Consider the following 19132-nt stretch of genomic DNA (forward strand, 5'->3'; position numbering starts at 1 on the left):
GGGCGTTAGCGTGGGACACGAGAACCTCCGGACGGTGCGGGACGTAGACACTCCTCACCTCATCCGGAGGTTCTCCTTGTCGTCAACGCCCACGTGTCACCAACGTGCTGACCGAGTACACCTAGGCGGGTCGGTCGCCATCCCGTTCGTCCGCACCGCCGAGAGACTCGTGCGCCGCGGTCACCGCCTCGATGTCGGCGATCTCGTCGACGCGCGAGGTTCCCTTGACGACGGCGCGGACGACGCCGGCCAGCAGGACGAGCCCCACGAGGATGCCGCCGACCCAGTAGATGGCACCGTCCAGCGGGTTGGCCGACACCGGGATCGAGGCGGGCGAGCCGATGACGGTGCCGTCGGCCGTGGTCAGGTAGGCACGGATCTCGGCCCGGCCGGCGGCGACGGCCGCGACCTCGACGGGGACGTTCGTGCGCGACGTGGGACCGATGGTCACCGGTGCGGGCTGCTCGACGATCCGGATGCGCGGGTTGTCGGGCACGAGCCGCAGCCGGATGTCCTGGACGGTGTAGTCGAGGCCGTTCTCGACCGTGATCCGCAGCGTGCCGTTCTCGGCGAGCAGGTTGATGGTGCTCGTGCGGGGCACGACGCGGATCGCGCTCGTGGCGGCGCGGACGTCGCGGGCGACGGAGTTGGACAGGGTCGCCCACGACGCCGGCTGGTAGCGCCACCGGGCGCTGCCGAGCTCGTCGAGCACCTCCCGGTAGGTGCGCTCGAACTCGGCCCCGTCGCGCAGCACGGACGAGACGCTGAGCAGCGTGTCGCGCTGCTCGGCCATCTGCGTGAGCCTGCGGGCGGTGAGGACAGCCGGGGGCGCGGCCGACGCGACCGTCGTCGCCGGCCTCGTCTGGGGGACGGCCTTGTCGCTGCCGTGGTCCGAGAGCAGGGCCCCGGCATCGACCGTCTCGAGCCAGGGCGCCGACGACGTGGCGGACAGGAACGCGGCGAGGGCGGTGGGGTCCGGGTCGTAGTCGCGGGGCGCCGCGACGAGGACCGATCGGGGCGTGCCGGCCCGCTCGCCGAGCAGGACGAGCGTCTCGGCGAGGTAGCGCTGGACGGAGAGCACCGGGCTGGGGTCGGTGCGCCGGGGCAGCAGCGCCGAGAGCCGCGGGTCGTAGGCGAGGAGCCGGGTGCCGCCGGCCGCGACCCGTCGCGCACTGGGGGTGTATGCCGTCACCTTGGTCACCGCGGCCGCGTTGACGACGATGCCGGCGGGCTTCTTGACCGACGTGGCGGCCAGCAGCCGCTTGATGCCCTGCTCGCGGCCGGTCGGCAGGAGGCCGTCGACCGGCCACACGACGTCGGCCCGCGCGGGCTGGGCCAGACGCTTGGTCAGGGTGGAGGCCCGGCTGACGAGGTCGCGCACGAGGGAGTTGGCGGGGTCGATGCCGACGGTCGCCGCGAGGTCGGCGTCGGCGTAGGGCAGGGCCCAGACGCTGCGGCCCCTGAGCTGGGAGGCGATGCCGTCGCCGAGCTGGGCGATCGTGGCCGACGCGGTCGCCGGCCGTCCGCCCGAGGTGGTGGACGGGCTCGCGGGCGGGTTCGTCGAGGTGCTCGGTGACGGGCTCGTGGGCGGGGTGGTGGACGGGCTCGTGGGTGCAGGGCTGCCCGACGGCGTACCCGAGGTGGACGGTGACGGCGTGGGACCGCCCGGTGCGGCGTCGACCCCAGTGTCCGGGCCCAGCACCGACGGGTCGACGGCCAGGTCGGCCCGGCTCGAGCGGGTGCCCTGGATGATCCGCTCCACGCGCGACCCGGGACCGATCGCCCGTTGCCAGGCACTCTGGCGCGCGGCGTCGTCACGGGAGAAGAGGTCGACGTCGGGGTCCAGCGTCACGGGCAGCACGGTGGCCACCTGGATCGGGACGTACTCCTTGCGGCCGTTCCACGCGATGAAGGTCCGGGTCCTGCCCGTGGGCTCGCTCGCACCCTGCTGGACCACCTCGACCGAGATCGGCACGGCCGCGAACGCGGTCTCGCTGCGCAGCTGGTGCCACGGGATGGTCGTCGTGAACGCCCGGCTCTGGCCGGCACCGACGGTCGGCAGCGCCGTGACGTCGATGGTGCGACCGGCGGTCTGCGTGCGTCCGGAAGCCCAGTCGTCGAGGGCGGTGCGCTGGTCGACCCGCACCTCGCCGCGCACGACCCGCAGCTCCGGGGTCGACAGCGGCCCGGTCAACGGCGCCGTGACCGTGCCGGTGATGGTGACGTCCTTGCCGGGTCCCACCACCGCCGGCGTCAGGGTGTCGAGCACGATGACGGCGACGTCCTTGGCGGCCGTGACCGTCGGCAGGTGCGTGGGTGAGGCCGGGGACGCGACGGGGGAGACGGCATACGAGATCGGTCGGCTCGACACGGGAGCGGCGCTCGCGAGGGTGCCACCGACGGAGAGCCCCACGGCGGCGAGCGTCGACGCGGTGACCGTCAGGGTGCGCACGAGGCGGGTCGCGCGACGCCCGCTCGTGTCCGGACGCCGCGACCCTCGAAGGATCACGCCGTCCCCGCCAGCCGGTTCCACGCCGCCTGCGCGATGCGGCGTTCGTTGGGGAAGGTCAGGCGGCGGTGCACCTCGTCGAGCCGCATCCAGGCGACGTCGATGGCCTCGTGGTCCGGGTCGTTCTCGATGGACAGCTCGCCACCCGTCGCCTCGAGGAGGTAGTGGTGCACGAACTTGTGGACCCGCTTGTTGGACGTCGCGAACCAGTAGTCGATGGTGCCGAGCTCGATGAGCACCCGACCCACGATCCCGGTCTCCTCGGCCACCTCACGGGCCGCGGTCTCGACCAGCGTCTCGCCGGGCTCGACGTGACCCTTGGGCAGGCACCACTCGATGCGCCCGGCCCGGTTGCGGCGGGCGATGACGGCGATGAGGGCGAGGCCCTCGCGCACGTCCACGACGATGCCCCCGGCTGAGCGCTCCTCGACGGCGGGCAGACGCCTCCCCGGCACAGGGCTGGGGACGGGCAGCGCGCTCACATCGCCACCATAACGGGCGGGGCCATGGGCGCTCCTGTCGTCGTGACAAGGCGACACGTGGGCCGCGGTGGCCGACCCCGTCGCTGCGGCACGCCGTGTCGTATGCCGTGCCACGCCCCTCGCGCACGCGGTCGGGACCACGACCCACGCTCACTAGGCTGGGCGCGTGCCAGACCGACCCGACACGCCCGCCCCCGCCGGCCGGGAGCCCGCCGACGCCGGCCTCCCGCTCCTGCGCGCTGCCGTCGCCCGGCTCGCCCCCGTGCTGCCCATGCTCACCGAGCTCGGGGAACGGTTCGCGGCGGCCGGGCACGAGCTGGCGCTCGTCGGCGGACCGGTCCGCGACGCCTTCCTCGGCCGCGTCTCGCCCGACCTCGACCTGACCTCCGACGCCCGCCCCGACGACATCCTCGCTGCGGTCCGCGGCTGGGCCGACGCCCACTGGGACATCGGCCGGGAGTTCGGCACGATCGGCCTGCGCAAGGGCGAGCACGTCATCGAGATCACGACCTACCGCGCCGACACCTACGACCGCACCTCACGCAAGCCGGAGGTGATGTTCGGCGACAACCTCGAGGGCGACCTCGTGCGCCGCGACTTCACCGTCAACGCCATGGCCATCCGGCTGCCGAGCCTCGAGTTCGTCGACGTCCACGGCGGCCTCCCGGACCTCGTGCAGCAGCGGCTGATGACCCCGTCGGCCCCGGAGGAGTCCTTCGCCGACGACCCGTTGCGGATGATGCGTGCCGCCAGGTTCGCCTCGCAGCTCGGCTTCGAGGTGGCCCCCGAGGTGCGGGCGGCCATGGTCGACCGGGCCGGCACGCTCTCGATCATCTCGGCAGAGCGGGTCCGCGACGAGTTCACCAAGCTGCTCCTGTCGCCCCGGCCCCGCCTCGGGCTGACCCTGCTCGTCGACACCGGCCTCGCCGAGGTCTTCCTCCCCGAGCTGCCGGCGCTGCGGCTCGAGCTCGACGAGCACCACCGCCACAAGGACGTCTACGACCACTCGCTCATCGTCCTCGAGCAGGCCATCGACCTCGAGGGTCCCGCCGACGGACCGGCCGAGTCGGTCCCCGGTCCCGACCTCGTGCTCCGGCTCGCGGCCCTGCTCCACGACATCGGCAAGCCCGCGACCCGGCGCTTCGAGGACGGCGGGGGTGTCTCCTTCCACCACCACGAGCTCGTTGGCGCCAAGCTGACGAGCAAGCGGCTCAAGGCCATGCGCTTCGACAAGGACACGACCAAGCAGGTCGCGCGCCTCGTCGAGCTGCACCTGCGCTTCCACGGCTACGGCGACGGCCAGTGGACCGACTCGGCCGTGCGGCGCTACGTCAACGACGCGGGGCCCCTGCTGACCCGGCTGCACCGTCTCACCCGCTCGGACTGCACGACCCGCAACGCCCGCAAGGCCCAGCGGCTCTCCCGGGCCTACGACGACCTGGAGCAGCGCATCGAGCGCCTCGCCGCCGAGGAGGAGCTGGCCAGCGTGCGGCCCGAGCTCAACGGCAACGAGATCGCCGAGGCGCTCGCCATCCGACCGGGTCCCGTGCTGGGTGAGGCCTACGACTTCCTCCTGTCGGTCCGGCTCGACGACGGGCCGATCGGCAAGGACGCCGCACGCGAGCGGCTACAGGCCTGGTGGGCGGCACGCGGCTCGACGGACTGACGGCGCGGTGCAGACGCTGCCCGGCCCGGCGGCGGCGGGGAGTTCTCCCCATCGCGGCCGTCCCGGGGCCGTCGTAGTCTCTGCAGCACCTCGTTCCCTCTCCGCCACCGCCTGCGAGACGGTGCTCGGCCGATCTGACACGGCACCCCGTGAATGATTGACTGACCGCGCCGTCCCCGACCCCTGCGGGAACGACCGAAAGGAACGAGCCCATGACCACCCTCGCCTATCCGAGCGCCGCCTTCCCGGGCCAGCCGTCGGTGGCCCTCGAGGTGCCGGACGGATGGGAGCCCGCTCACGCCCCGGGCACGACCATGTCGGCCCGTCTGCCACGCGAGGGTGCGTTCGCGCCCAACGTCGTCGTCACCATCGAGCCGTGCGGGCCCGGCTTCCGGGTCGAGGAGTCGCTCGAGCAGATCGCCTCGCTCGCGACCTCCCGCGGAGGCACCGTGTCCGAGCCGTATGCCGCCGACCTCGGTGGCGCCCAGTTCGTCGGGTGCGACGCGACCTGGCCCGACGACGACGTCGAGACGGTCCTGCAGGCCAACCTCTTCCACCGTGTCGGCACCGGTGCCCCCGGTGCGGGCGCCCACCTCGTGCAGCTGACCGGCACCGTCGGCGGCCCGGACGCCCTGGCCGACTACGAGCTCATCCGGTCGGTCCTCACCACGGCGCGCGTCACGCCCTGGAGCGCGGCATGAGCCCGCATCTGCCGTCCATCACGTCCGGCGTCGCCACCGACGTCGGCCGCGTCCGCCAGCACAACGAGGACGCCGCCCTCATCGAGGGGACCGTCTACGTCGTCGCCGACGGCATGGGCGGCCACGCAGCGGGCGAGGTGGCGAGCCGCATCGCCGCCGAGACCGTGGTCGAGCTCGCCGGACGACCGTCCATCCAGGTGCGTGACATCGTCGCCCAGGTCGAGGAGGCCAACCGGCGCATCCTCGGCTCGGCCGCCCGCCACCCCGAGCAGACCGGCATGGGCACGACCGTCGCGGGTCTCGCCCTCGTCTCCGTCGGCGGCTCACGCCACTGGGCCGTCTTCAACATCGGCGACTCCCGGGTCTACCGCTGCCTCGACGGCCGCCTCTCACAGGTCACCGTCGACCACTCCGAGGTGTGGGAGCTCGTCGAGCGCGGGCTCCTCACCCCCGAGCAGGCGCACCGGCACCCCGGGCGCAACGTCGTCACCCGATCCCTCGGCCGCGACCCGATGGGCATCGTCGACACGTGGGTCTTCCCGCCCTACCCGGGCGAGGTCTTCGTCATCTGCTCCGACGGTCTCTCCAACGAGCTGACCCTCGAGGAGATCGAGGCCGTCCTCGCCGAGCACCCCGACGCCGCGGAGGCCGCCGACGAGCTCGTCCGGCGTGGTGTCGCAGCCGGGGGACGTGACAACGTCACTGCTATCGTCGTCGCGGTACAGGGGCAGGACGCCGACTCGGATGTCGACGAGGACACCACCCCGCGCGAGAACGTGAACGGCTCATCAGGGGAGAGCAGGTCATAGACGTGAGTGGCCCGTCCGTCGTCGTCGAACGGGCCCCCGACGGGTGGACGCACATCGGGGGCCCCGGCATGCACCTGCTCATCGGCCTCGACGAGGATGACGACCGCACGATCGCCGCGAGCGACGCGGCCGACGGCGGAGACGTCGACGACGTCGTCGAGGTGCTGACGGCCGGCGGCATGCGCAAGGCCCAGCACTTCGTCGGCGTGCACTGGCAGCCACGCACCCGCATCGTGGCCTTCGGTCCCGTGTCCGCCCTCGTCACCCTGGCCGACGGCAGCGAGCACGACGTCCGGGCGACGAGCAGCAAGGTCTGGACCGACGTCGAGCTGCCCGAGCACCCCGAGCGTGTCGTCCTGCGCGTGCTCGAGGAGTCGGAGCGCTCGCAGCCCGCCCCGCCCCAGGACCTCGTCGACGGGCCCGCACCGGCTACGACGAAGCCGCCCGCCGGCGACGCGTCCCCATCGGTCGCTCCCGGTCACGGTGCTGACGGCGCGGTCGGCGGGGCGCAGGACGGCGGTGGGGACACCGGCGCGAACCAGGCTCCAGCGGCCGTCGTCGCGGAAGGGGCGGCGCAGCCCGAGCACCCGACTGCGAGCACGACGACAGGAACCTCTTCGGGCACCCCGTCAGGCACCGCGACGGACACGCCGACGACCGCGACCGCTGCGACGACTACGGGCGCGACCCACGGCGATGGACCGGACTCACCCGGAACGGGGGGCGTCATCCCGACCTTCGGCACCGCGGCTCGGTCGTCCGGTGCCGGGTCGGGCTCACGGGACGACGACGCGGTTGGACAGGCGGGCGGCTCCGAAGGCTCGGCCGGCTCCAGCGCGTCGGTCTGGGACCGCAGCTGGGCGACCCGGGACTCGGCTGCCACGACCTCACCCGAGGAGTCCGCGGCGGCACCGAACGCGCCGGCGAGCACAACGGCGAACCCCACCCCGGCCACGGCTGCCGCCACGGTGGCGACCCCCGGACCCGATCGTTCCGACGACCAGCCGGCGATAGCGACCCCGGCGTCCCTGACCACCACGGCTCCGAGCGCTGCCGCCGACGCCGCGCCGACGGGTGCGGCCGAGTCGGCTCCGGCTGCTCGCGCGCCTGCCCTGCGGTCGTGGACCTCCGTCGCGCCTCCGATGCCGGTCCGGGCGACCCCGACGAGCGCTCCCTCCGTCAGCGCCACCCCCGTCGAGGCGCCCGCTGCCGCACCCGTCGCGGACAACCCGGGACACGAGCAGTCCGCCGCGGGGCTGCCCGTGCAGCCTGCGCCCCTCCAGCCTGCGCCCGACCAGCCCACCGCCGTTCAGCCCACCGCCGTCCAGTCGGCGCCCGCACAGGACGAGTCCGTGCAACCCGCGCCGGCGACAGGCGCCACCTCGACGCAGGCGCCGGCTCCCGTGGCCGACGACCTGCCGGCGGCGGAGGCCCACGACATCGACTCGACGTGGGCCGCCCGGCCCGTGCTCGAGCCGGAGGTCGTCGTCTCGGCAACACCCTCCGTGTCGGCGCCCCCTTCATCGCGCGCCACAACAGCTGCCGGCGGCTCGGGCACGTCGACGCCGTCGGCCGACGACGAGGACGGAGACCAGCCGGCGCTGCCCAGCTACGACTACCTCTTCGGGCATACCACCACCGCCGACGAGCACCGCAAGGCCCTGGCGCAGCTGAACCGGCCGGACGACGAGGAGCCAGGGGCCGACGAGGAGCACCTGTCGGTGCCGGCCGTCGCCGACGTCTCAGCCGGGGCGGTCACCAACGCCGCTCCCGCGCCAGACGTCCCCGAGCGACCACTCCCGTCCGCTCCGCGGCTGCCCGACCTTCCCGAGGTGTCCGAGGGCGGTCTCATCTCGTCCGTGCCGTGGGCCACTCCGGCACCCGCGGCGCGCGCGGCGGACCCCGAGCCGGCCGCGCCGACCTTCTCGGGACGGCACACGCCACCCCCCGCACCCAGCCTCCTGCCCCCGATGAACACGCCGTCGCCCGGCCTGCGTGCTCCCGAGGTCACGCCCCTCATCTCCACCGGCCCGCCGCCCGCGTCCGCGGCACCCACCGCCGCGCCGGCGATGCCGTCACCGTCACCTGCTCCCGCGGTCCCTGCGGTCCCTGACCCGACGACGCACTCCGGCCCGGCACCCGCCGCGCCGTCGGTGCCGAGCGCGCCCACGGCATACGCCCCCTCGACCCCGCCACAGGTGGAGCCGAGCTTCGACGTGCCGATCTCGCTGCCGCCCGCGGTGCCGGCGAGCCCCGCGGCCGCGGCCACCCCGGCGCCACCGGTGGCAGACGACGACGAGGACGAGACCGAGCTGACGGTCGACCGCAGCGCGCTCCTCGAGGCTCGCAACGCCGCCCAGAACCAGGCCATCTCGGGACCGAGCGTGCTCGCCGTCCTGTGCTCGGCCGGCCACCCCGCACCGCCGCACAGCGACCGCTGCCGGGTGTGCGGCTCGAGCATCCCCCCGCAGGAGCCGTTCACGATGCCGCGCCCGCCGCTCGGGGTGCTGCGCCTGTCGACCGGTGACGTCGTCACCCTCGACCGCAGCGTCCTGCTCGGTCGTGCCCCGCGCCTCGGCGACGGCCTCGCCGCCCACGACCGCCCGCACGTGGTCAAGGTGCCCAGCCCGGAGCGCGACGTCTCGCGCAACCACGTCGAGGTCATCCTCGAGGGCTGGCACGTCCTGATCCGCGACCTGGGCACGACCAACGGCACGACGGTGACGCTGCCCGGCGAGAGCCCGATCCGCCTGCGCGCCAACGACCAGCAGGTCCTCGAGCCGGGGTCGTTCGTGTCCATGGCCGACGAGGTCTCCTTCACCTTCGAGGCGGCGCTGTGACCCGATGGTCCGTCCACCCCCGCCGGCCGTCGGGAGGTGCGTCGTGAAGAAGGGCGCGCCACCGAAGATCCCGGGACTCGTCTTCGTCCAGCCGCTCGGCTCGGGGGGCTACGCCGACGTCTTCCTCTACGAGCAGCAGAGCCCCCGCATGCCGGTCGCGGTCAAGGTGCTCAAGTCCGAGGGCCTGACCGACGCGCTGCGCCAGCAGTTCGTCGACGAGGCCGACACCATGGCCGCTCTCGGCGACCACCCCTACATCGTGCAGGTCTTCCGTTCCGGCACGTCCGACGACGGCCGGCCCTACCTCGTCATGAAGTACTACCCGCCACCCAACCTCGCGATGCGGGCGCGGGCCGAGCGCTTCTCCGTCGAGGACGTGCTGCGCACCGGCATCCAGCTCGCGAGCGCGGTCGAGACCGCGCACCGCGCGCACATCACCCACCGCGACATCAAGCCGGCCAACGTGCTCATCAGCGCCTATGGTGCGCCGGGCCTGACCGACTTCGGCATCGCAGGACGTGGCGCGCGCGAGGGCGACGTCGAGCCCGAGGCCACCGACGACGTCGGGGTCTCGGTGCCATGGGCGCCGCCCGAGGTCCTCTACGGGCAGAGCAACGGCGACGAGCGCTCCGACGTCTACTCGCTCGCCGCCACGTTGTGGCAGCTGCTCGTGGGTCGCTCGCCGTTCGAGGTCCCCGGTGGGGACAACTCGGCGTATGCGTTGATGCCGCGGATCCGCAGCACGCCGCCACCGGCCACCGGCCGCCAGGACGTGCCGCCCGGCCTCGAGCGCCTGCTCGCCCAGGCCATGGCCAAGGACCCCGCGCACCGGCCGTCGTCGGCGCTGGAGCTCGCACGGGCGTTGCAGGCCGTGGAGCAGCAGCAGCGCCTGGGCCGCACCCCGATCGTCGTGCTCGACGACCAGGGCCACACGACCCTCGTGAGCCAGACGCAGGGATCGCCGACCGGGCGCGGCGGCGACGACGAGGACCGCACCCGGATCAAGGCGCCGCAGACCGTCGTGGCCCAGCCGCTCGGTCCCTCGCCCTCCGCGCCGGACGGCGAGACGCGTCGGCGCTCCGACGCCGGAGGGCAGCGCTGGTCACCGGCCCCGATGCCGACCGCGGGCCCGGCGACCTCCGCGGCACCGGTCCGTCCCGCAGCCACGACAGACCCGGTCACGAGCCAGACCGCACCCCTGGGCTCCGACGCCTCGGACGAGGCGACGGTCCGTCGGGCCGTGGGCGCCGCTGGGGCACAAGCACTTCCGGCCCCGGCGGCCGCACCGACGTCGCCCCTCTCCAGGCCGCCGGTGCTCTGGGGCCTGGCTGCGGGTGTCGTCGTGCTCGTCGGTCTCGTCGTCTTCCTGCTGCTCCGTCCGTCCGGCGGCAGCGGCGAGGACCCGGCGATGCCGGCGCCGAGCGCCACGGTCTCGATGCCGGGCGACGACAGCGCCATCGGCAACGGGGTCTTCGACAAGCCGAGCGTCACCGCGAAGTCGGGCTCCGGCAGCGTCGGTTTCACGTGGAACTACCCGCAGCCGGACAAGAAGGACACCTTCCGGCTGTCCTACGGCCCCACGCCGTCCGACGCCGGGAACCCCGAGCGCTCCAAGCTCGTCACCGTCACGACCCCGAGCTACACGGTCAAGGCGGCCAAGGGCACCAAGGTGTGCGTCACGGTCCGCGTGTCCCGTTCGGGCCAGATCTCGCCGGGGTCGGACGTCCAGTGCGAGACGGCGCAGTGAGGCGCCGGGCCGACCCGGGTCTGAGTATGCCGGCGGGTGGACACCACACGGCCGGGACGGCAGCCTCGTCCCGGACACCACCAAACCACCACAAGCTTCCGTAACGCCGCACGGCCGGACATCGTTGACCGCGAGTCACAGCCGGAGGGCGTGTCGACAGGGATTAGGGGACCTGATCGTGATCCACAGCAAGGTGACCGTCGTGTTCTGCGGCGAGGAGTACTCCGTGTCACCGGAGACCGGCCTGTCCATCGGACGCACCGGCGACGTCGAGGTCGACGACAACCCCTACCTGCACCGCACCTTCCTCGTCGTCTCCTTCGAGAACGGCTTCTGGTGGATCAGCAACACCGGCTCGACGCTGACGGCGACGGTGGCCGACGAGCAGGGCCTGTTCCAGGCCTGGCTCAACCCGGGCGCGAAGATCCCGCTCGCGATGAAGAAGCTCATCGTCTGGTTCACCGCCGGCCCCACGACCTACGACTTCGAGATCCACGTGGCGAGCCCGGCCTTCAAGTCCGTGACGGCCGACCCGGGCACCGACGAGGACGACGACGACCTGGGGGCCGCCACGGTCGGGCGCGTGTCGTTCACCCCGGACCAGAAGCTGCTCGTCGTCGCGCTGTGCGAGCCGTTCCTGCTGCGCCGTGAAGCGGGTACGAGTCAGATACCCTCCTCGGCCGCCGCCGCAGATCGGCTCGGCTGGACCCTCACGCGCTTCAACCGCAAGCTCGACAACGTCTGCCAGAAGCTCGCCGATGCCGGCACGCGCGGCCTGCACGGCGGCGTGGGCAAGCTCGCGACCAACCGGAAGGCGCGACTCGTCGAGCACGCGCTCTCGACCAAGCTCGTCACCGAGGCGGATCTCGCCCTCCTCGACGGCCCGGTCACCACCGACACCACGACCGACGCAGGGCCGAGGGTCGACGGCCGCACGGTCGTCGCCGAACAGGGGAACGCATGAGCACCGCCGTCACCAAGCGACGTATCGGGGTCATCTCGACCGTCGTCGTCGCCCTCGTCGCGAGCCTGCTCGTCTGGCTCGCGACCCGCAGCGAGGGGGAGATGGCGCGCAAGGCCGACCTCAACGACGGCGGCATCTGGGTCACCAACTCCGAGCAGTCGCGCTTCGGCCGCATCAACAAGGCGGCCGGGCAGCTCGACGCCGGGGTCTATGCCGACGTGGGCTCCAGCTCGGGCCTCGACATGTACCAGGACGGCGCGGCGGTCGTCGGCTACACCAAGGCGAGCAACCAGGTCATCCCGATCAACCCGTCCGAGGGCACGCTCCGGTCCGAGCAGGCCGTGCTGCTGCCCAAGGCGAGCACCGCCACCGGCAACCGTGTCTTCACCTCGCCGCCGATCGACCTCCGGGGCGGCAGCATCGCGATGATCGACCCGGCGAGCGGTGAGCTGCGCGCCCAGCACGTCGACGACCGCGGCGGCGTCACCGGCCTCGAGGGCCTGCAGGCCACGGCCAAGCCCGTCGCCAAGGTGGGCGGCAACGCCGCCGTCGCCGTCGGCGTCGACGGCACCGTCTACGCGCTCTCGGCCGCCAAGGGGACGGTCACGGTCGTCCGGCCCAAGGGCACCGCCTTCGACAAGCCGGTCACGACGGACCTGAAGTTCGCCTCCAAGTCGGCGCAGATCACGGCCGTCGGCTCGCACTGGGTCGTCTGGGACTCCGGCACCGGCAAGCTCTACTCCGACGCGCTGCCGCAGCCGCAGCAGCTGTCGGTCGGCAACGCCGAGCCGGGCAACCCCGCCTTCGCCGCGCTGCAGCAGCCGGGGCCCGACGCCCCGAGCGTGCTGATCCAGGACGAGGCGCAGCTCTCGCAGGTGTCGCTGACGGGTGACAGCCCGACCACCGGTGGCGTCAAGCTCGGCCAGGGCGCGCCGGGCCAGCAGCTCCTCCTCTCCGCGCCGGTCCGCCTCGGAAGCTGCGTCCACGCCGCGTGGGCCGGCCCGTCCAACGTCTACTACGGCCGCAACTGCGGCTCGCCCACCGACGCCGACACCGTCGACCTCGGGGCGATGAAGAAGGGCGTGCGCACCGACGGCGTCAAGCTGCGCGTCAACCGCGGCCTCATCGTCCTCAACGACCTCGACTCGGGCGACGTGTGGGACGTCGACCGCGACAAGGTCAAGATCGACAACTGGAACTCGGTCATCCCGCCGCCGCAGACCGACAACAAGAACAAGAAGAAGGACGAGAACCTCCTCGACGACCAGCAGACCCGGACGCCTCCCAAGGCCCAGCCGGACGCCATGCAGGTCAGGCCCGGTCGCACCTCGACCCTGCACGTCCTCGACAACGACTCCGACAGCCAGGGCTCGATCCTCGCCATCGGCCCCGGCGACGTGACGCAGCCGGACGTGGCCGGCATCCAGGCCACCCCGTCGGCCGACGGGCAGACCGTCCAGGTCACCGTCCCCGACGAGCCCGGCTCCCAGGGCTTCTCGTTCAGCTACACCGTCAACAACGGCACGTCGGCGGCCAACGGGCGGGCCACCGCCAGGGTCACCGTGCGCATCGTGGGACCCGACGTCAACACCCCTCCACGGCTGCGTGCCGGACAGAAGCAGCTCGCCTCCACGGCCTACCCCGTCGTCGCCGGCGGCACGGTCAAGGTCGGGGTCGTCGCCGACTGGCGTGACGCCGAGAACGACCCCCTCCAGGTCACCGCAGCCGACCCCTCCGTGGGAGTCGACGGCGCGGGAGCACTCACCGTCCACGCCCAGGACCGCCCCGGCGAACAGGTCGTCAACTACCAGATCGACGACGGGCACAACGGGACGACGTCGTCGACGGTCGGGCTGCGCGTGCTCGGCGACAACGACCGCGCCGTCGCGCCACGCACCCAGCCGGACGTGCTGCGCGCCGTGGTGGGCAAGCCGGTGCAGCTCCAGCCTCTCGGCAACGACATCCCGGGAGCCGACCCGAGCGACCCCGAGGCGCAGATGCACCTCGCGCAGCAGGTGCGTGGCCCGGGCCAGCTGACCATCGACACCAACCTCGACACCAACGTGCTCACCGTCACCGGACAGACGCCGGGCACCACGACCATCACCTACGCCGCGCAGGTCGGTGCGGCGGTCAACGTCGGCCGGGTCCGCGTCGACATCCTGCCCGACCCGTCGAAGGACCTGCCCCCGGTGGCCTCGCCCGACGCCGCCGTGGTGCGCGGCCAGGCCCCGGTCATCGCCGACGTCCTGTCCAACGACTACAGCCCCCGCAGCGACGTGCTCGTCGTCCAGCGGGTCGTCTCCGGCGCCGAGTGGCTGCGCGCCTCGATCGTGCAGGGCCGGTGGGTCCGGGTCCAGGCCACGGGACCGCTGACCGACGGCCAGCAGCGGCGCGGCATCGTCAGCTACACGATCTCCGACGGCACCAGGACGGCCGTGGGCCAGCTCTCCGTCGTCCAGAAGCCGGAGCTCAAGGCGCAGGTGCTGCCGACCGTCGTCGACGACACGGCCCTCGTGCGCGTCGGCGACGCCGTCACCGTGCCGGTGCTCGACAACGACTCCATGACCGAGGGGATCCCCCTCGTGCTCGACCCCGGCGGCGTGCGCGTCCTGTCCGGCGGCGGCCAGGCGTTCGCCTCGGGCTCGGTCGTGCGCTACGTCCCCGACACCGCACCCATCACGGGGCCTCGCACGGCGATCCTCGAGTACACCGCCTATCCCGAGGGCCTCCGGGCCCGGTCGGTCACGGGGCGCGTCACCGTCACCGTCATGCCGCTGCCGGACCCGAAGAAGAACCCCGACCAGCCCCCGACGGCGCGCTCGTTCTCCGCGAGCGTCACCGCCGGTGACACCCTGTCGATCACGGTGCCGACGAGCGGGGTCGACCCCGACGGTGACCTGACGTTCGTCAGCGGGATCGTCGGCGAGGACGGAGGGCCGGTCAACCTCAAGCTCGGCCGCGTCGACGGCTTCGGCGCAGCGACGATCCGCTACGAGGCCTATCCCCGCAGCTCGGGCACCGAGGTCATCCGCTACCAGCTGCGGGACCGCTTCGGCCTCTCGAGCGAGGGACTCATCCGGGTCGGCGTCGTGCAGCCCGGTGACCCCCAGCCGCCCGTCGCGGTCGAGGACGACATCGTCGCCGCGCCCGGGCGCACGGTCCACGCCGACGTGCTGTCCAACGACCTCATCGGGGCGGGCGACTCGGTCCAGTTCGAGGACCTCTCCAAGCTCAACGACGCCGACGTGCTCAAGGAGTTCAAGCGCCAGAAGGACGACACCTTCGATGTCGTGACCCCGGAGGAGGGCCCGGCCAAGGTGCTCGCCTACGGCATCACGGACGGCCTGTTCGACCCGTCGCGCTCGACGCTGACGGTGCGCGGACAGAAGGGCTTCAACAACCCGCCGATCGCCGTCGACGACACCGCCGTGCTCAAGCCGGGCGAGAGCACCGTGCTCGTCGACGCGCTCGCGAACGACCGCGACATCGACGGCACCCAGGCCTCGCTGCACATCACGAAGGTCGTCGGCAACGGCGTGACGGTCGAGGGCCGCAAGGTGCGCATCCAGGTCCAGCCCGAGGCCCGCGTCGTGCCGTACGTCATCGAGGACGCCGACGGCGCCTCGGCGATGGCGCTCATCTACGTGCCGGCGGGCAACAACGGACTGCCCTACGTCGTCGACGGCAAGACCATCCAGATGGGCGCCAACTCCACGACGAAGGTCAAGCTGTCCGACTACGTGGTCGACCCCCGCGGGGGTGCCGTGGCCCTCACGTCCCCCGACACCGTGTCGACGAGCCCCAGGGAGAACCTCCAGCAGGCTGCCGACTCCTCCACCGAGCTGACGCTCAGCTCCACCAACGGCTACGTCGGACCGGCAGCCCTGATGCTCGAGGTGACCAACGCCAAGAGCCCGCAGGACAAGGGAGCCCAGAAGGCCTACGTGACGATCCCGGTGCAGATCGGGCCGGCCGTCCCCGTGCTCCGGTGCCCCGACCACGAGGTCAGGCTCGTCGCCGACGGCCCGGCCCGTACCGTCGACATCCCGCGCCTGTGCCACGCGTGGCTCCCGACCGGGATGTCCGACGCCCAGGCGCAGTACGAGGCCAAGTGGGACCAGGCCGTCGACCGCGTCGACCTGACCCAGACCGGCGCCGGCGGGCGTGCCGTCGTGCTGCGGGCCGAGCCGGCCGCGCAGGCTGGTGCCACCGGCACCTTCACGGTCAACGCCAAGGGCGGGACCGACTCGTTCAAGATCCGGGTGCGCGTGGTCAGCTCCCCGCCGATCGCCACCGTGCGCCCGGCCCACATCGAGGGGCTCATCGCCGGCACGAGCCGCACCGTCAACATCGCGCAGTACCTCGACAGCCCGCTGGGGGCGCCGCAGTGCGCGATCCAGGCCACTCGGGCGGTCAGCGGCACCGGGGTCACGGCGAGCCAGAGCGGCTGCCAGGTCACCGTCACGGCGAGCAGCGCCGCCCGTGGCGACGCCCGGATCCAGGTGCAGGTCGTCGACGCACCGGGGCGTCCCTTCGCGATCGGTGAGATCACGGTCAGCGTGCGCAGCAAGCCGGACCCGACGGGTGCGCCCGTCGCGGTGGCCGACCGCATCCTCGGCAGCACCGCACGCGTGGACTGGCAGCCGCCCGCCTACGACGGCGGTCTGCCGATCCTCGAGTACGAGGTCAGCGCCGTCGGCGGCCCGAAGCAGAAGTGCGCCGCGTCGCCGTGCACCATCACCGGGCTGACCAACGGTCAGGACTACCGCTTCACGGTGCGCTCGCGCAACGCGGTCGACTGGTCCGAGCCGAGCCCGGAGAGCAACACCGTGCGTCCGGACACCAAGCCCGAGGCGACCTCGATCACGACGATCGTCGCCGGCGACCACACGCTGAACACCTCGTGGTCGGCGCCGGTGAACAAGGGCAGCGCGATCGACCAGTACCGGGTGCAGTGGGTCAACATCGGGTCCGGCGCCGGACAGAGCGGGTCCAAGCCGGTCCCGGCCCCGCAGCTGTCGGCCGTGATCTCCGGTCTCGTCAACGACGACGCCTACCAGGTGCGCGTCCAGGCCCACAACGGTGCCGGGTGGGGCCCCTACGGTCCGCAGGTGAAGGGGCAGTCCTTCGGCACCCCGCCGGCCGTGCCGGCGCCGACGCTGTCGCCGCGGACCCCGTCACCGGGTGACGCCAACGCCCAGGTCACCATCCGGTGGCCTGCGACCGACCCGAACGGCCCGCCCATCACCAAGTACGACGTGTTCCGCCGCACGGGCGGCGGCGCGTGGACCGGCATCGCCACCGTCTCCGGCGGCGACCCGCGCGTGGCGTCCGACACGATCCCCTACCAGGGGCAGACGGTCGAGTACACCGTGACGGCGACCAACGGCGGCCCGGCCACCTCCGACAAGGCCAACTTCTCGGGGTACAAGGCCGACGGCATCCCGCAAACGCCCACGCTCAACGCGGTGCGGACACCCAACGAGGACTACAAGGCCGTCGCCTCCTTCACGCTCGGGGACTCGCGCTCCACGGGCTACGGCACCGTCAACTGGCGCACGTCCGAGGGTCGTTCGGGCTCCTGGGCCTGCTCGGGCGGCTGCGCGGGTGGCACCGCAGGCAACCTGGGCACCAACAACCAGTCGATGCAGGTGCAGGCGTGCAACGTCGCCGGCAAGTGCTCGCCCTGGTCGAACGCCGTGAGCTACCACCCCTACGGCCCGACGCAGGCCGTGAACGGTCTGCGGGCCAGCTCGGTCGGCGACCACGACATCACGTTCTCGTGGGGTGCGGCGCCGGACAACGGCAACGCCATCGACTACTACTCGGTGTCGAGCAGCGGTGGCGGCAGCGGCTGCGACGGCCGCACCGGGGGGACGTCGTGCACGGTCTCGGGACTCGGCTACTCCAGCAGCGTCACCGTGACCGTCACGGCCCACGCCCCGCGGTCGGGCAACGGTCCCTCGCGGTCGGCGTCCGCGACGACGAACGCGGCGCCGAAGCCGCAGGTGACCTTCATCGGTCACGGCTCGCTCTGCGGCGCCGAGTGCAAGACGGGCAGCGACCCCTGCACAACGACCTGCTACCACATCGGCTACACGCTGCAGAACTACCAGGGGTCGATCAGCTGCACGTTCGACAGCGACAAGGGTGGCTGGGCCCTCCCGGACAACGGCGGCAGTGGCACCCACCGGCCCAGCAACGGCTCGAACAACTCGGGCAAGTACTACGGCTATCCCGGCGGCTGGGTGTCGATCACCTGCAGCGGTTCCAACGGCAGCGACTCCGCGAGGCGAAGTCCGTGGGGCTGACCCCGCGAGCCTCGCGGCGACCACCCGACCCGGCCACACGGCATACCCCCACTTCGATGAAACACCTGACAGGAGAACGACACCCATGACGGCCACGCCCACCACCGGTCGCATCACCCAGGAGCAGGTCACCTGGTTCGCCCACACCTTCGACCAGCTCGTCGGCAACATCGAGAAGGCCGTGCTCGGCAAGCAGCACGTGACGCGCCTCGCCCTGACCTGCCTGCTCTCCGAGGGCCACATGCTCCTCGAGGACTTTCCCGGCACCGGCAAGACGCAGCTCGCGCGCGCCCTCTCGGCGACGGTCCAGGGCACGCACAGCCGCATCCAGTTCACGCCCGACCTGCTGCCGAGCGACGTCACCGGCGTCACGATCTACGAGCCGACGAAGCAGACCTTCGAGTTCCACCCGGGCCCGATCTTCGCGACCATCGTGCTCGCCGACGAGATCAACCGCGCCTCGCCCAAGACCCAGTCGGCGCTGCTGGAGGTCATGGAGGAGGGCCGGGTCACGATCGACGGCAAGCCGCACTCGGTCGGTGAGCCCTTCATGGTGATCGCGACGCAGAACCCCATCGAGCAGGCGGGCACCTACCGCCTGCCGGAGGCCCAGCTCGACCGCTTCCTCATGAAGGCCAGCGTCGGCTACCCCGACCACGAGGCGACCATCGCCGTCCTCGCCGACGCCAAGACGCGTGACCGCGCCAAGACGCTGAGCCCGCTCATCGCGAGCAACGTCATCGTCGAGATGAGCAAGCTCGCTGACGAGGTGCACGTCGACCCGGCGATCCTCGGCTACGTCAGCCGCATCGCCGAGGAGTCGCGCCGCCACCCCAACCTCAAGCTGGGCCTGTCGGTCCGTGGCTGCCTCGCCTACGTGCGCTGCGCCAAGACGTGGGCGGCCAGCCAGGGCCGCACCTACGTCGTCCCCGACGACATCAAGGTGCTCGCCGAGCCGGTGCTGAGCCACCGCCTCCTGCTCAACGCCGAGGCGCAGTTCGCGGGCACCACGGTCGAGCAGTGCGTCGACCAGATCCTCGGCGACATCGCGCCGCCGGCCGAGCGCGCCTCGGCCTGACCGCGTCGTCCGCAGAAGCAAC

Annotated in this window: 10 protein-coding genes; 8 read left to right on the top strand and 2 right to left on the bottom strand. The window is 72.6% G+C overall.

The genetic code is table 11. The features are described from left to right. Positions 1-121: 121 nt before the first annotated feature. Entirely contained in the window at positions 122-2509 is a 2388-nt protein-coding gene (locus tag ABD297_RS02000) for a DUF6049 family protein (protein WP_344252478.1), read from the bottom strand. Then, the gene (locus ABD297_RS02005) at positions 2506-2991 is read right to left on the bottom strand and encodes an NUDIX hydrolase (RefSeq protein ID WP_344252480.1); all 486 of its coding nucleotides are present in this window, start codon (positions 2989-2991) and stop codon (positions 2506-2508) included. The genes ABD297_RS02000 and ABD297_RS02005 overlap by 4 nt, the downstream gene beginning before the upstream one ends. A gap of 166 nt (positions 2992-3157) precedes the next feature. On the opposite strand from ABD297_RS02005, the gene ABD297_RS02010 reads away from it, so the two are divergent. The 8 genes from ABD297_RS02010 (at position 3158) to ABD297_RS02045 (ending at position 19110) form a co-directional block, all read left to right on the top strand. Then, positions 3158-4657, top strand: a complete 1500-nt coding sequence (locus ABD297_RS02010) for a CCA tRNA nucleotidyltransferase (protein WP_344252482.1) — start codon at positions 3158-3160, stop codon at positions 4655-4657. 212 nt (positions 4658-4869) lie between these two features. Then, the gene (locus tag ABD297_RS02015) at positions 4870-5358 is read left to right on the top strand and encodes a hypothetical protein (RefSeq protein ID WP_344252484.1); all 489 of its coding nucleotides are present in this window, start codon (positions 4870-4872) and stop codon (positions 5356-5358) included. Further along, positions 5355-6167, top strand: a complete 813-nt coding sequence (locus tag ABD297_RS02020) for a PP2C family protein-serine/threonine phosphatase (protein ID WP_344252486.1) — start codon at positions 5355-5357, stop codon at positions 6165-6167. Before ABD297_RS02015 ends, ABD297_RS02020 begins: the two co-directional genes overlap by 4 nt. A 2-nt stretch (positions 6168-6169) precedes the next feature. After that, on the top strand, positions 6170-9007 hold the full coding sequence (locus ABD297_RS02025; protein ID WP_344252488.1) for an FHA domain-containing protein: 2838 nt from the start codon (positions 6170-6172) through the stop codon (positions 9005-9007). Between the two features lie 43 nt (positions 9008-9050). Next, positions 9051-10754 carry a serine/threonine-protein kinase gene (locus ABD297_RS02030; protein ID WP_344252490.1) on the top strand — a complete coding sequence of 568 codons (1704 nt, stop codon included), beginning with the start codon at positions 9051-9053 and terminating at the stop codon, positions 10752-10754. Between the two features lie 178 nt (positions 10755-10932). Next, entirely contained in the window at positions 10933-11718 is a 786-nt protein-coding gene (locus ABD297_RS02035) for a hypothetical protein (RefSeq protein WP_344252491.1), read from the top strand. After that, positions 11715-18032, top strand: coding sequence for an Ig-like domain-containing protein (locus ABD297_RS02040; protein ID WP_344252493.1), 6318 nt, complete (start codon positions 11715-11717; stop codon positions 18030-18032). Before ABD297_RS02035 ends, ABD297_RS02040 begins: the two co-directional genes overlap by 4 nt. Before the next feature lie 85 nt (positions 18033-18117). After that, entirely contained in the window at positions 18118-19110 is a 993-nt protein-coding gene (locus ABD297_RS02045; protein WP_344252497.1) for an AAA family ATPase, read from the top strand. The last annotated feature ends 22 nt before the right edge of the window (positions 19111-19132 follow it).

This window comes from Terrabacter carboxydivorans, assembly GCF_039532035.1.
Lineage (GTDB): Bacteria > Actinomycetota > Actinomycetes > Actinomycetales > Dermatophilaceae > Terrabacter > Terrabacter carboxydivorans.